This is a genomic window from Olsenella intestinalis (genome assembly GCF_023276655.1).
Lineage (GTDB): Bacteria > Actinomycetota > Coriobacteriia > Coriobacteriales > Atopobiaceae > Olsenella_J > Olsenella_J intestinalis.
Genome location: NZ_JALGRK010000001.1, coordinates 575195 through 589163, shown reverse-complemented (window position 1 = coordinate 589163; position 13969 = coordinate 575195). Strand labels below are relative to the sequence as shown.

Sequence of the window (13969 nt, the reverse complement as noted above, 5' to 3'; positions counted from 1 at the left end):
GCCGGACAAGCCGGCCGCATCAGGAAGGAAGCCCATGCCCACGCTCGAGGAGAAGCTGACCGACAGCGAGATAGAGGAGGCGCAGCGCATCGCGCGCCGCCGCGAGACGCCCTCCAGGCGCCGCTTCTTCGTGGTGCTCAACGCGGGCCTCATCCTGAGCGCCCTCGGCATCGTCGTCTTCAAGTCGCCCAACCACTTCGCCATGGGCGGCACCTCGGGCCTCTCAATCATCCTCTCGTCGCTCTTCCCCACCTACCCGGTGAGCACCTTCATGTGGATCATCAACGGCCTGCTCGTCGTGCTCGGCCTCGTCTTCCTCGACAAGAAGACCATGGGCTGGACCGTCTACTCGTCGCTGGCGCTGTCGGCCTACACCATGGTCCTCGAGTGGCTCATCCCCCTCTCGGCGCCCATGACCAACGACACCCTGCTCGAGCTCGCCTTCGCCGTGCTCCTGCCCGCCATCGGCAGCGCCCTCGTCTTCAACATCGGCGCCTCGACCGGCGGCACCGACATCCTCGCGATGATCCTGCGCAAGTACAGCCCCCTCGAGATCGGCAAGGCCCTCCTCGTCGTGGACGCCTCGATCGTGGGCGCCACCTTCGTGCTCTTCGGGCCGCGAACGGGCCTCTACTGCGTGCTCGGCCTCGTCGGAAAGTCGTTCATCGTCGACATCGTGATCGAGAGCGTCAACCAGCGCAAGGTCTGCACCGTCATCAGCGAGGACCCCGAGATGGTCCTCGAGTACCTCGTGAAGGACCTGCACCGCACCGCCACCATCCGCGAGGAGCGCGGCGGCTTCACCGGCCGGCGCGAGACGGTCCTCGTCAGCGTCCTGTCGCGCAACGAGGCCCGCAAGCTCCGCGTCTTCCTGCGCGAGAACGACCCCAACGCCTTCATCACGATCGTGAGCAGCTCCGAGATCGTCGGCCGCGGCTTCCGCGGCGTCTAGCGCACACCCCTCCCGCACATAACGCAGCCGAGAAGAGCCTGCGCCTTACCCCACGGCGTCACCCATATCGGCGCCACTGGCCTCTTCCTACGCCACGCCGTACCAGCCGATGCCCTCAGCGCGCCAGCCCACCGAGACGAGCGCGTCGTTCTCGCCCTTGCTCGACGTGTAGTTGTGGGTGCCCACCGTTGCGTAGGGGTTGTACTGGCGCCAGAGCGGCACGCCGCGCGCGTCGTCCGAATACCAGCCCACGCCCTCGAAGGACCAGCCGACCGCCGAGAGCGCGTCGCGCTCGCCGGCCGACGTCGTGTAGTGGTGGTCGCCGGCGTAAGGATTGTAGAGGCGATAGACCGGGGTGTTCGACTTCGTGGGTGCCTTCCAGCCCACGCCCTCGTAGTTCCAGCCAATGCCGGAGAGCATGTCGCGCTCGGCGGGCGACGCCGTATAGAAGTGCTCGCCCGAATAGGGGTTGTACAAGCGGTACATCCGAGCCGTGGAGACGGGCGCGGGCGTCGGCGCCGGGGTTGGCTTGGGGGCCGGGGGCGGCGTGGGGTCAGTGCCCGGGTCCGGGTCGGGCGCCGAATCGGGGTTCGGGTCGGGGTCTGGGTCCGGATCGGGGTCAGGGTCGGGGTCTGGGTCCGGATCGGGGTCAGGGTCGGGGTCCGGGGCCGGGTCTGCGTCGCGCCAGGCGATGCCGTAGGGGGAGAACTCGCTCGTCGAGAAGGTCAGCGTCGAGCCGGCGACGGTGCTCTCGACCAGGCGCGGCTCGCCGCCGTGCACGCTCGTCACGGCGAAGCTGCGGCCCTCGGCCGCAAGCTCTTCTCCCAACGTTGCTGAGATCGTGACGGGCGTCAGCGTCTCGTCGACGGCGCGTGCCATGCCCTCGCCCACCTGCACGGTCAGGTCGAACTCGACGGCCGCGCCGAGGGTCCACCCCTCGCCCACGGGCTCGAGCAGCTGTGCGGCCAGGGCGTCGTCGGCCGTCGTCGGGTATGCCGCGAGGGAGACCGTCGCGGGAGTTCCGGCGGCCATGGCACGAAGCTCGTCTGCGGAGAACATGTCAGTCGCACGTACCAGCGAGGCGGGTGCCGCGCTCGAGAGGCGTGCGCCGCCCCAGGCAGCCGGCTCGTCGTCGAGCACGAATTCGCCCCAGGCGGGAGACAGCGTCTCGTCGCCCGAGAGCTGGATCCGCTCGCCCGCCGCATGAATCGATCCGTCCGGCTCGACCCATCCCACGAGCGCATGGCTCGTGCTGGGAGGAGCGATTCCGGTCGTGCGCGGCAGCTCGATCTGGCCGGTCGCGTCGGTCGGCAGCACGGCGCTGCCGTCTCCCTCGCCGAAGGTCACATCATAGTGGTCGACGACCGAAAGCGTGCCGGGCACGTAGGAGATCGCGTAGTTTGCCGTGACGTCCGCGCCGGCCGCGTCGACCACGCGCGCGGCCGAGACGGTCACCGTGCCCGCATCCTCCGACGTCATCTCGCTGGCGACGGTTACCTGGTCGACCCCGTGCCCCGGGGCAAGCCCCTCGGCCACGACCGCATCTGTCCCGGTCGCGAAGTCGTCCATGTTCAGAAGCTTCTGGTCACGGGCGCGCAGCGTCAGGGGCCGCTTCTCGACCGACACGACAAACGCGGGCCAGGCGCCCTCGTCATAGGCATTGCTCAGCTCCCCCAGCCCGCGAACGCTGCAGATGTACGTTCCGACGTCCGTGGCTCCCGCCACAGCCTCGTCCGAGAAGAACCCCCTCTTGACCCACGACAGCTCGAAGTCGCGACCCATCACGAGCGTCTCGCCGGCCTTCGAGCGCACGGTGGGATCGGGCACGAAGGGCACGCCATCATACACGTGCCTTCGCCCGTCTGACGCAGGGGCGTCAGCGGTGAACGCGTGCTCGCGCGACCAGGTGCCGGCCATCGTCTCGCCGTTCCACTTTGAGAGCAGGTCCGACGTCGAGAGCACGCTTCCCACAGGATAGTCGCCGGGCACGGCCCCCTCGGCTGCTCGCACGTACGTCCAGTCCCCCGCCGGCAGGGGCAGAAGCGCGTCGCTCGCCATCCTCGGCGAGAAGTTCGCGCCCATCTCGATGGTGTCGATTCTCCTCGTGCCGTCGAACATCTGGTTCGTCGCCGCGCCCGCGGGAAGGCTCAGTCCCCCAAAGCCGACGTGCCGCAGCGAGTCGCATCTGGCAAACATCCTGACCATGACCGACGCTCTCGGGGCCGTAAAGGAGGAGGGCAGCTTGAGGTACTCGAGCGACCAGCACTCGGCAAAATACCAGTTGAGGTCCGTCGCAGCCGCAAGCCCGTAGGACTCCGGCAGCTCGAGGCGCTCGAGCGAGTGGCACTTGGAGAACATGTACTGCTGCATGCGCACGTTCTCGAACGAGAAGCCGTCGGGAAGCTCGAGTCGCCTCAGCGACTCGCAGTCCGCGAACACGTAGTCCGCCCTGGTGACGCTCGCGGTAGAGAACGAGCCGGGAATGACAAGCTCCTCGAGGGCGTCGCAGTGCCTGAACATGGAGCTCATGTCGGTCGCGCGCGACGTGTCCAGGTTCTCCCACCCCTCGAACGAGACGATGGAGACGCCATCCAAGAACCAGGCGGCCGTGCTGCCGGGAGCAAGCCGGCCCCTGCAGGATTCGTCGAACACGACGTGCTGGGCGCCGCCGTCTCCCCCAAAGACGGACGACCAGGCAGGCAGGTTGTTGGTGGCGCTCACATCGGGCACCGCAAACACGTTCTCCCCCGACTGCTCCTGCTCGGACCAGAAGAACGTGAGCGTGCGCGTGTCCTCGTCGTAGCGCGCGTAGCAACCGTCGACGGCGGCATGCGCGCTCGTCGCGCCCGCGAGCACGACCACAAGCGTGACGAGAAGAGCCGCGGCCATGGCGGCGAGTCGCGTGGGAAGGGTGAGGGCGAAGGGGGACGTGGTGGCTCCGGCGTGAGTGCTCATGGGGCTCGCCAATCGTTCGGGCACGCGAAGCGTGCTCCCAGCATGGTCTTGAAAATGCTATCGTCCCGAGCACATAAGGGTCAATCACGTGCTCTTCTCGCCCGGCACAGGCGGACGCATGGCGCATGCCAGCGGCACGTTTGCGCAGGCGGCACACGAGGCGCACACAAAAAGAGAGGGACCCGAAGGCCCCTCCCCGAAGGTTCGCTCTCGGCTCTCGCCGGCCGCGCTTAGGCGGAGTACATCTCCTTGAGCTTGAGGAGGTGCTTGTAGCGGTCCTGGGCGTTCTTCTCGTTACGCTCGAAGAGCTCGGCCGCGCGCTCCGGGAACTCCCTCGTGAGGCGGCTGTAGCGCGCCTCGTTCATCAGGAACTCCTGGTAGCCGCCCTTCGGCTCCTTCGAGTCGAGCGTGAACTGCTTGCCCTCGTCGGCGGCGGGGTTGAAGCGGAAGAGGTTCCAGTAGCCGCACTCGACGGCCTTCTTCATCTCCTCCTGGCAGTGCATCATGCCGCCCTTCTTGATGGAGTGCATCTCGCAGGGGCTGTAGCCGATGATGAGGGACGGGCCGTCGTAGGCCTCGGCCTCGGCGATCGCCTTGAGCGTCTGCGCGGGGTTGGCGCCCATGGCGACCTGCGCGACGTAGACGTAGCCGTAGCTCATCGCGATCTCGGCGAGGGACTTCTTCTTGGTCTCCTTGCCGGCCGCGGCGAACTGCGCCACCTGGCCGATGTTGGAGGCCTTGGAGGCCTGGCCGCCGGTGTTGGAGTAGACCTCGGTGTCGAAGACGAAGACGTTCACGTTGTTGCCGGAGGCAAGCACGTGGTCCAGGCCGCCGAAGCCGATGTCGTAGGCCCAGCCGTCGCCGCCGAAGATCCAGAAGGACTTCTTGCTCAGGAAGGCCTTGTCGGCGAGAAGAGCCTTCGCCTCGGGCGTGCAGGCAGCCTCGAGCTCGGCGATGAACGCGTCCGCTGCGTTCCTGCTGGCGGCCGTGGTGCGGGCCTCGAGCCAGGCGTTGGCGGCAGCCTTGAGCGAGTCGCTCGCGCCGTTGGCGATCAGCGCCTCGACCGCGGCGACGACGCGCTCCTGCTCGGCCTCGTAGCCGAGGGCGAGACCAAGGCCGTGCTCGGCGTTGTCCTCGAACAGCGAGTTGTTCCACGCGGGGCCGTGGCCGCACGCGTTGACCGTGTAGGGCGAGGTGGCCGCGGGGTTGCCCCAGATGGAGGAGCAGCCGGTGGCGTTCGAGATGAACATGCGGTCACCGAAGAGCTGGGTGACGAGACGCGCGTAGGCGGTCTCGGCGCAGCCGGCGCAGGAGCCGGAGAACTCGAGCAGCGGCGTGTGGAACTGGGAGCCCTTGACGTTCTTGTCGTTGGCAAGCTCGCTCTTCTCGCTCACCTTGTTGACGGCGTAGTCCCAGACCTCCTGCTCGGCGAGCTCCTGCTCCTGCGGCACCATCTCGAGCGCGTTGACGGGGCAGACGGCGAGGCAGTTGTAGCAGCCCATGCAGTCGAGCGGGCTGACGGTGATGCCGAACTTGTAGCCGGTGTCCTTGGGAACCTTGAGGTCGACCATGCGCGTGTTGGCGGGGGCGGCGGCGGCCTCCTCCGCGTTCATCGCGAACGGGCGGATCGTGGCGTGCGGGCAGACGTAGGCGCAGTTGTTGCACTGGATGCACTTGGTCTCGTCCCAGTGGGGAACCATGACCGCGGTGCCGCGCTTCTCGTAGGCGGAGGCGCCGAGCTCCCACTGGCCGTCGGGGTTGGCCATGAAGGCGGAGACGGGCAGGGAGTCGCCATCCATCTTGTTGATCGGGGTGAGGAGCTCCTTCACCTGCTTGACGATGGCCTCGCGACCCTCGAGCTTGACCTCCTTCTCCTCGTCCGTGGCGCTCGCCCAGTCGGCGGGAACCTCGAACTTGTGGAAGGCGGTGGCGCCGGCGTCGATGGCCTTCCAGTTGGCCTCGACGATAGCCTGGCCCTTCTTGGCGTAGCTCTTCTCGGCGGCGTCCTTCATGTACTGCAGCGCCTCCTCGGCGGGCAGCACCTTGGCCAGGGCGAAGAAGGCGGACTGGAGCACCGTGTTGGTGCGCTTGCCCATGCCGACCTTCGCGGCGAGGTCGATGGCGTCGATGAGGTAGACGTTGACGTTGTTCTCGGCGATGTAGCGCTTGGCGTTCGCGGGCATGTGCCTGGCGAACTCCTCGTCGCTCCACTGGCAGTTCACGAGGAACGAGCCGCCCGGCTTGACGTCGCGGACCATCTTGAAGCCCTTGATGATGTAGCTGGGGTTGTGGCAGGCGACGAAGTCGGCCTTGGTGACGTAGTACGGCGAGCGGATCGGGGAGTCACCGAAGCGCAGGTGCGAGATCGTGACGCCGCCGGTCTTCTTGGAGTCGTACTGGAAGTAGGCCTGGACGTACTTGTCGGTGTGGTCGCCGATGATCTTGATCGAGTTCTTGTTGGCGCCGACGGTGCCGTCGCCGCCGAGGCCCCAGAACTTGCACTCGATGGTGCCCTCGGCCGCCGTGTTGGGGACGTCCTCGGCCATCGGGAGGGAGAGGTTGGTGACGTCGTCGACGATGCCCAGGGTGAACTCGCGCTTGGGCTCGTCCTTCTTGAGCTCCTCGAAGACGGAGAACGCGGCCGCGGGAGGCTCGTCCTTGGAGCCGAGGCCGTAGCGTCCACCGACGACGGGGATCTCGGTCATGCCCTCCTCGAAGAGGGCGGTGACGACGTCCTGGTAGAGGGGCTCGCCGATGGAGCCGGGCTCCTTGGTGCGATCGAGGACGGCGATCTTCTTCACGCTCTTGGGCAGGGCGGCGACGAAGTCCTTGACCGACCAGGGGCGGTAGAGGCGGACCTTGACGAGGCCGACCTTCTCGCCGTGGGCGTTGAGGTAGTCGATGACCTCCTCGAGGGTGTCGCAGAAGGAGCCCATGCAGACGACCACGCGGTCCGCGTCAGCGGCGCCGTAGTAGTCGAAGAGGTGGTAGCTGGTGCCGAGCTTCTCGTTGATCTTGTCCATGTAGGACTGGACCACGGCAGGAAGGTCGTTGTAGAGGCTGTTGCAGGCCTCGCGGTGCTGGAAGAAGATGTCGCCGTTCTCGTGGGCGCCGCGCGCGTGCGGGTGCTCGGGGTTGAGGGCGTGGTCGCGGAAGGCCTGGACGGCGTCCATGTCGAGCATGTCGGCGAGGTCGGCGAAGTCCCAGGTGGCGACCTTCTGGATCTCGTGAGAGGTGCGGAAGCCGTCGAAGAAGTTCAGGAACGGCACCTTGCCCTCGATGGCCGCGAGGTGGGCGACGGGAGCGAGGTCCATGACCTCCTGCACGTTGCCCTCGGCGAGCATGGCGAAGCCGGTCTGGCGGCAGGCCATGACGTCGGAGTGGTCACCGAAGATGTTGAGCGCGTGGGAGGCGACGGTACGCGCGGAGACGTGGAAGACGCCCGGCAGGCCCTCGCCCGCGATCTTGTACATGTTCGGGATCATGAGGAGCAGGCCCTGCGACGCCGTGTAGGTGGTCGTGAGGGCGCCGGCGCCAAGGGAGCCGTGGACGGTGCCGGAGGCGCCCGCCTCGGACTCCATCTCGACGATCTTGACCGGGGTGCCGAAGACGTTCTTCAGACCCTTGGCCGCCCACTGGTCGACATGGTCGGCCATGGGGCTCGACGGGGTGATCGGGTAGATGCCCGCCACCTCGGTGAAGGCATACGAGACCCACGCGGCGGCCTCGTTGCCATCCATTGACTTGAATTTACGTGCCATATCCTCTCCTAACGCAATTGCCATCGGACGCATGCGCGCGCCCGCTGTTTACGCAGTTGAGTCCGGCATGCGCAGACGCCGGTCGGACTCGCATACACATACGCGTGCATTATCGCTCAAATGTGGTCACCTTGTGATGAGAATACGGCAGCCGAAGTTACTTTTTTCTCGTACGGAAGCCGCGCCCGCGCGGGCGTCGCACTTACTTTGAAGCCATCTTGTCGAGCAGCTTCTGGTAGCCCTCGGCGAAGCGCGCGCCCGCCTCCCCGGCGCAGTCCTCAGGGACGACGACGCCGAACTCGTCGGAGACGAGGAAGGCCTCGTCGATGCGGAGGCGCTTGCTGCGGACGTCGTCGAGAAGGCCCGGGGCGCGACGGACCGTGAAGCCGACGGTGCGGGCGAGGTCCTCGACGAGCGACGCCGACCCGGAGGGGACGCATGCCTCGTCGAGCCCCCACAGGAGGCCCTCGTCGGTCTTCACCCAGAGCGACTCGGGCGCGACGCCGGTCTCGGCGGCCTCGCGCGCCGCGAGGTCGACGCGGCCGAGGAGCGCAGAGAGGCGCGTCGACTCGAGGGGCTCGAAGGGACCCACGGACATGGCGGCCCTGCCGTGGTCATCGACGACGATCATGAGCACGCCGTCGGGGTGGTCGGCCGCGCCGTCGGTGAGCGTCCACTCGATGTGCTGCTTCGCCCAGGCCACGAGCTCGGTTGAGACCATGCCTCGCGGAAGGGTGCGGCCCTTGAGCGCACGGAGGTGACGGTTCTCGAGCGGGAGTGCGCAGGATGACAGCCTCCAGCGGCAGACGAGCTCGGGCGTGCCGAGCGTGAAGTCGGGGTCCGTCTGGTTGGTGCTCTCGTACATGCGACTCTCCTTGCGAAGGCGCCCGTGCGCCTTGTGGTTCAGGCTCTTCTCGCCCAGGCGGTGCCCGAGGCGAGCGTGGTTCCAACTATATATATCCGTTGCGGCCGGCGCGTTGCGCGGCACAAGAAAAAGCCCGCGACGGCGATGCGTCGCAGGCTTGGTTGAGCTTTCGCTCTCGCGTCTGGCGGATCGGGCTGGGCCCGGGTCTGCTAGGCGTGGATGCGGGTGCCGGAGAGGCCGGCCATGGCCTCGGCGGCCTTCTCGAGGGAGCCGATGATGCAGGTGCGGCCCGGGCGGGACTCGGCGAACTTGATGCCGGCCATGACCTTGGGCTCCATGGAGCCCTTGCCGAACTGGCCCTCCTCGACGTAGCGACGAGCCTCCTCGACGGAGACGTCGACGAGGTCCTCCTGGTTGGGCTTGCCGAAGTTGATGGCAACGTGGTCGACAGCGGTGAGGAGGACGAGGGTGTCGGCGTGGCAGTCCTCAGCGAGGAGCTCGCCGCCCATGTCCTTGTCGATGACGGCCGCGACGCCCTTGTAGGTGCCCTTGTCGGAGTAGTCGCGGATGACGGGGATGCCGCCGCCACCGCAGGCGATGACGATGAACTCGTTGTCGAGGAGGTTCAGGATGCTCTCGTACTCGACGATCTTCTTGGGCTGGGGAGAGGCGACGACGCGACGGTAGCCACGGCCGGAGTCCTCGACGAACTGCATGTCGGGGTGGGCGGCCTTCTCAGCGTCAGCCTGCTCCTTGGTGAGGAAGGCGCCGATGGGCTTGGTGGGGTTCTGGAACGCGGGATCCTCGGGGTCGACCTCGATCTGGGTGACGACGGAGGCGACGTGCCAGCGCTTGTACTCCTTGTGCATGGCAGCGCCGATAGCCTGCTGCAGGTGGTAGCCGATGTAGCCCTGGGACATGGCGCCGCACTCGGGGAGGTCCATGCTCGGGATCTTGGAGTCGGTCTGGTTGGCGAAGGTGAAGGCCTTCTGGATCATGCCGACCTGCGGGCCGTTGCCGTGGGTGATGATGATCTCGTTACCCTGCTCGATGACCTTGAGCAGCGTGGGGGCAGCGGCGCGGACGCGCTCGATCTGCTCCTCGGGGGTGTCGCCGAGGGCGTTGCCGCCGAGGGCGATTACGACACGGTTGGGCTTGCCGTAAGACATGTTCTCTCTCCTTCGGGTGAATCAAACCATGCAGGCGGCGCGGGCCGCCCTTCCAACAAGGCTAAAACTATACTCCAGAGATGAAGCAAGTGTCGCGGTTTTATTGGATTCTACGAACGGTCATTTTTATGTTCCCAAAGGTAGATGCCTCGATTATTTCTCTATTCTGCATGAGATTCTGACTTTATCCAATACGGCGCAATTTCCTCCCAGCATACTTTTTTGGGCCTGCGGCGGACGCCGGACGCCACGGGAGAGACGGGCGGAAGCGACGGAGCGCTACCATGTCAGCCATGAGTGAGACCACCCAACAGATCACCGGACGCTTCGCCCCCTCGCCCTCGGGACGCATGCACCTCGGCAACGCCTTCTCGTCTCTCGTGGCGTGGGCGTCTGCCCGCAGCACGGGCGGGCGCATGGTCCTGAGGATCGAGGACCTCGACCCGCGCACGAAGGACCCCGAGCTGGCTCGCCAGATCATCGACGACCTCGCGTGGCTCGGCCTCGACTGGGACGAGGGCCCGATCCGCCAGAGCGACCGAGGCGAGGTCTACCTCGAGGCGCTCGAGCGGCTCAAGGGTCTGGGGCTGACCTACCCCTGCTTCTGCACGCGCGCCGAGCTGCACGCCGCGAGCGCACCGCACGCCTCCGACGGCGTCTATATATATCAGGGGACGTGCCGCGGCCTTGGCGAGGAGCAGATCGCGAAGCGGCTCGAGACCCGGCCCGCCGCGACGCGCCTCAAGGTGCCCGAGCCCGCAGACGCGCTCGGCGCCATCGACTTCGACGACCTCGGATGGGGTCCCCAGCACGAGGTGCTCGCACGCGACTGTGGCGACTTCCTCGTGAGGCGCAGCGACGGCGTGATCGCCTACCAGCTGGCCGTCGTGGTCGACGACTGCCTCATGGGCGTCAACCAGGTGGTGCGCGGGCGCGACCTGCTCTCGTCGTCGGCACGCCAGATATACATCGCGCACCTGCTCGGATTCACTCCCCCAACCTACGGACACGTGCCCCTGCTGGTCGCTCCCGACGGGAGGCGCCTCGCCAAGCGCGACCGCGACTGCGACCTCGGTGCCCTGCGCGAAGCGGGCGAGACGCCCGAGAAGATCATCGGCCGGCTTGCCGAGCCGCTCGGGCTGGCAGAGAGGGGCGAGCCCGTGAGCGCCCAGGAGTTCGTGGAGCGCTTCTCGTGGGACGCGGTCCGCAGCCACCGGGACGACATCGTCATCGCAAGGGCCTGACGCCTGACAGGTGAATTCCACATTCTTTCGTTGATGTTGTGGTACGAGCGACTTGTGATGTATCATTCGTAAGCACACTTTGGAGAGCTGACCGAGAGGCCGAAGGTGCTCGCCTGCTAAGCGAGTATAGTCCCAAAGACTATCTGGGGTTCGAATCCCCAGCTCTCCGCCAGAGCGCACCGTTGGATCCACGCCAAGCGACCGGATGACCAACGTAGAGATAGAGGGGGATCGACTCAGTCGGTCCCCCTCTTTTTGAGCTCGCGTCACCATCGTGGTGGAGACGTCTTTGCGCGAAGTGTGACGGAGGATTGAACTTCAGGCTCCACAATTCACAAAACACCAGCTTGTATGCAGGAGTCTGAAATCGCCTTCACTTTTTTCAATTTCACGCTTGACGCACCTCCCCAAGAGTGGCATTTTAATTACTGCAACGCGGCGTTACCTCAGCTGGATAGAGGGTCTGACTACGAATCAGAACGTCACAGGTTCGAATCCTGTACGCCGCACCACTGAATCTTCGAGCCCCTTCGGGGCTCTTTTTTTATGCAAGAACGCCCTTGCTCAGAAGGGCGTCTCCAAGGCGCGAAACAGATGGACGGGCGCTAGGCGGACGTGGGCCTGAAGGCGATCACGTCACCCATCCGCGAGACGTAGCCAAAGTCCAGGTTCCGCTCGCTCATCCAATCCTCGAAGTCGAGCAGGGTCGCCTCCCCGCCCCCGAAGAACCCCTCGACAAGATCCTCCACGTACTCGCATCCCGCCGCGTCGGCCGCAGCATCCGCCTCGACGGCGTGCAGGCGCACCTCGTGGGCATGCGCATGGGTGCCGAAGACGGCCATCGTCATGGGGCCGCTCGTGCGCTCGCGCACAATGGCAAGCTCGTCGGAGAGAAGCAGGTCGACGCGACGCATCTCTCCCCCATCCTCGGTGCGACAGAGCACCCTGACGTCAAGCGCCTCGTCTTCCATGCCGCCTCCCCTCGCAGTCCTTCGGCTTTCCCTCATCCTACCCCGTCCCTCATACTAATAGAACACGTGTTCGATGTGCGGCACAATGCCTCGGTAAACGAAGGGGCGCGCATGACCTCGTCGCACGCGCCCCGAAAGAGCAACGATCAGGCGGCCACTACGCCTCGGGCTTGATGACCTCGAGGCCACGCATGTAGGGGCGAAGCACCTCGGGCACCGTGATGGAGCCATCGGCGTTCTGGTAGTTCTCCATAATGGCGGCCATGGTGCGGCCCACGGCGAGGCCGGAGCCGTTGAGGGTGTGCACGTAGCGCGAACCCTTGAACTCGGAGGGGTCCTTGTACTTGATGTTGGCGCGGCGCGCCTGGAAGTCCCAGCAGTTGGAGCAGGAGGAGATCTCCTTGTAGGCGTTGTAGCTCGGCAGCCAGACCTCGAGGTCGTAGCACTTGGTGGCCGAGAAGCCAATGTCGCCGGTGCAGAGGGTGACCACGTGGTACGGAAGCCCAAGCAGCTGGAGGCACTTCTCGGCCTCCGCGACCATGGACTCGAGCTGGTTCATGGAGTCCTCGGGCTTGGCGAACTTGACCATCTCGACCTTGTCGAACTGGTGCACGCGGATGATGCCGCGGGTGTCACGGCCGGCAGAGCCCGCCTCCTCGCGGAAGCACGGGGTGAAGGCCGTGTAGAGCAGCGGCAGCTGCGAGGCGTCGAGGGTCTCGTCGCGGTGGATGTTGGTGAGCATGACCTCGGCCGTCGGGATGAGGTACATGCCGCCGGAGACGTGGAAGAGGTCCTCCTCGAACTTGGGGAGCTGGCCCGTGCCGAACAGCGACTCGGGGTTGGTGATGACGGGAGGCATCCACTCCTTGAAGCCGGCCTTGACGTGCTGGTCGATGAAGAAGTTGATGAGCGCGCGCTCCATGAGGGCGCCGTTGCCGCCCAGCAGGTAGAAGCGGCTGCCCGCGAGCTTGACGCCGCGGTCGAAGTCGATCATGCCGGTGGTCGGGCCCAGGTCCCAGTGGGCCTTGGGCTCGAAGTCGAACTGCGTGGGCTCGCCCCACTTGCGCACCTCGGGGTTGTCGGAGTCGTCCTTGCCGTAGGGAACCGACTCGTGCGGGATGTTGGGGATGGCGGCCACGAGGTCGAAGAGCTGCTGCTCGACGTCCGTACGCTTCTCGCCCAGCTCGGCGATGCGCTCCTTGTTGGCGGTCACCTTGGCCTTGGCGGCCTCGGCCTCGTCCTTCTTGCCCTCGCGCATGAGCTGGCCGATCTGCTTCGAGATCGCGTTGCGGTCGGCCTGGAGCTTCTCCACCTCGGCGATGGTCGAGCGGCGCTCCTCGTCGAGCTCGAAGAACCTCTCGCGGTCCCAGTGCGCGTTCTGCCTGGACTCGCAGGACTTGTCCACGGCGTCGGGATTCTCGCGTACGAACTTGATGTCGAGCATCTTGCTTCCCCTCAGTATCGGCTGCGCGGCCTCTGGCCTGCCGCGAATTTGCCCATCAAGTATATACTTGTGCACGGCAAACGCCCCACTCAGACGACAACGCAACAGAAAGGGCATCGCATGGAGGCTGTCTCCTCGTTCTTCTCATGGCTGTTCGGCACCAGGGCTGGCGTGCTCGCCCTCGTGGTGGGAGGCATCGTCCTGTTCCTGGTCATCGCGATCGTCCTCGAGCGTAGGACCCGCATGAAGTACAAGGAGCACGCCAAGGGCGAGGACGACTGGAGCCTCTTCGACGACGATGATGCCGACGAGGACGCCGACTCCGCCAAGAAGGGCTAGCCCGCCGAGAAGAGCCTGCCCCTTCGCAGGCAATCACCCGTGCGCGCAGGCAAAGCGCGACCCAAACAAAAAGCGCCCCCGGTCTCCCGGGGGCGCTCTCATATGCTTGGTGCGGGCGAAAGGACTTGAACCTTCATGAGATTGCTCTCATACGGACCTGAACCGTACGCGTCTGCCAATTCCGCCACGCCCGCGTGAGACAGGATTCTACTACTAACCGCGCGCGCCGCGCAACGCAAATCTTTCCCGCCTCCACAATCCGACCCAAC

General features: G+C 66.0%; 9 protein-coding genes and 3 tRNA genes. 5 read left to right on the top strand and 7 right to left on the bottom strand.

Annotated features, from left to right (window positions below; genetic code table 11):
* Window positions 1-34 precede the first annotated feature (34 nt).
* Entirely contained in the window at window positions 35-952 is a 918-nt protein-coding gene (locus tag M5D76_RS02260) for a YitT family protein (protein WP_248921765.1), read from the top strand.
* Window positions 953-1039: 87 nt separating this feature from the next.
* On the opposite strand, the gene M5D76_RS02255 is transcribed toward M5D76_RS02260, so the two are convergent.
* The 4 genes from M5D76_RS02255 to arcC form a co-directional block, all read right to left on the bottom strand.
* Window positions 1040-3907, bottom strand: coding sequence for a leucine-rich repeat protein (locus M5D76_RS02255; RefSeq protein ID WP_248921764.1), 2868 nt, complete (start codon window positions 3905-3907; stop codon window positions 1040-1042).
* A gap of 230 nt (window positions 3908-4137) precedes the next feature.
* Complete coding sequence (nifJ, locus tag M5D76_RS02250) at window positions 4138-7668, bottom strand: pyruvate:ferredoxin (flavodoxin) oxidoreductase (protein WP_248921763.1); 3531 nt, start codon at window positions 7666-7668, stop codon at window positions 4138-4140.
* 202 nt (window positions 7669-7870) lie between these two features.
* Complete coding sequence (locus tag M5D76_RS02245; RefSeq protein ID WP_248921762.1) at window positions 7871-8533, bottom strand: hypothetical protein; 663 nt, start codon at window positions 8531-8533, stop codon at window positions 7871-7873.
* A 209-nt stretch (window positions 8534-8742) separates the two neighbouring features.
* Window positions 8743-9702, bottom strand: coding sequence for a carbamate kinase (gene arcC / locus M5D76_RS02240; protein ID WP_248921761.1), 960 nt, complete (start codon window positions 9700-9702; stop codon window positions 8743-8745).
* Window positions 9703-9986: 284 nt separating this feature from the next.
* Between arcC and gluQRS the strand changes: the two genes are divergently transcribed.
* From gluQRS to M5D76_RS02225, 3 genes are all read left to right on the top strand, one after another.
* A complete protein-coding gene (gluQRS, locus tag M5D76_RS02235) occupies window positions 9987-10946 on the top strand; it encodes a tRNA glutamyl-Q(34) synthetase GluQRS (RefSeq protein ID WP_248921760.1) in 960 nt (319 codons plus the stop codon).
* A gap of 81 nt (window positions 10947-11027) precedes the next feature.
* Window positions 11028-11118: transfer RNA gene (locus M5D76_RS02230), tRNA-Ser, on the top strand.
* A gap of 263 nt (window positions 11119-11381) precedes the next feature.
* Window positions 11382-11458, top strand: a tRNA-Arg gene (locus tag M5D76_RS02225).
* Between the two features lie 93 nt (window positions 11459-11551).
* On the opposite strand, the gene M5D76_RS02220 is transcribed toward M5D76_RS02225, so the two are convergent.
* Both M5D76_RS02220 and serS read right to left on the bottom strand, forming a co-directional pair.
* On the bottom strand, window positions 11552-11917 hold the full coding sequence (locus tag M5D76_RS02220) for a hypothetical protein (RefSeq protein ID WP_248921759.1): 366 nt from the start codon (window positions 11915-11917) through the stop codon (window positions 11552-11554).
* Window positions 11918-12074: 157 nt separating this feature from the next.
* On the bottom strand, window positions 12075-13361 hold the full coding sequence (gene serS / locus M5D76_RS02215) for a serine--tRNA ligase (RefSeq protein ID WP_248921758.1): 1287 nt from the start codon (window positions 13359-13361) through the stop codon (window positions 12075-12077).
* 120 nt (window positions 13362-13481) lie between these two features.
* Here serS and M5D76_RS02210 point away from each other — a divergent pair, with 120 nt between their 5' ends.
* Window positions 13482-13700: a DUF6724 family protein gene (locus tag M5D76_RS02210; RefSeq protein ID WP_248921757.1), complete on the top strand. Its 219-nt coding sequence runs from the start codon at window positions 13482-13484 to the stop codon at window positions 13698-13700.
* Window positions 13701-13807: 107 nt separating this feature from the next.
* On the opposite strand, the gene M5D76_RS02205 is transcribed toward M5D76_RS02210, so the two are convergent.
* A tRNA-Leu gene (locus tag M5D76_RS02205) sits at window positions 13808-13894 on the bottom strand.
* Between the last annotated feature and the right edge of the window lie 75 nt (window positions 13895-13969).

Bases quoted from the DNA above. Each gene is read 5' to 3' on its own strand.
- M5D76_RS02260 (WP_248921765.1), top strand. From the start codon at position 35: ATGCCCACGCTCGAGGAGAAGCTGACCGACAGCGAGATAGAGGAGGCG.
- M5D76_RS02255 (WP_248921764.1), bottom strand. From the start codon at position 3,907: ATGAGCACTCACGCCGGAGCCACCACGTCCCCCTTCGCCCTCACCCTT.
- nifJ (WP_248921763.1), bottom strand. From the start codon at position 7,668: ATGGCACGTAAATTCAAGTCAATGGATGGCAACGAGGCCGCCGCGTGG.
- M5D76_RS02245 (WP_248921762.1), bottom strand. From the start codon at position 8,533: ATGTACGAGAGCACCAACCAGACGGACCCCGACTTCACGCTCGGCACG.
- arcC (WP_248921761.1), bottom strand. From the start codon at position 9,702: ATGTCTTACGGCAAGCCCAACCGTGTCGTAATCGCCCTCGGCGGCAAC.
- gluQRS (WP_248921760.1), top strand. From the start codon at position 9,987: ATGTCAGCCATGAGTGAGACCACCCAACAGATCACCGGACGCTTCGCC.
- M5D76_RS02220 (WP_248921759.1), bottom strand. From the start codon at position 11,917: ATGGAAGACGAGGCGCTTGACGTCAGGGTGCTCTGTCGCACCGAGGAT.
- serS (WP_248921758.1), bottom strand. From the start codon at position 13,361: ATGCTCGACATCAAGTTCGTACGCGAGAATCCCGACGCCGTGGACAAG.
- M5D76_RS02210 (WP_248921757.1), top strand. From the start codon at position 13,482: ATGGAGGCTGTCTCCTCGTTCTTCTCATGGCTGTTCGGCACCAGGGCT.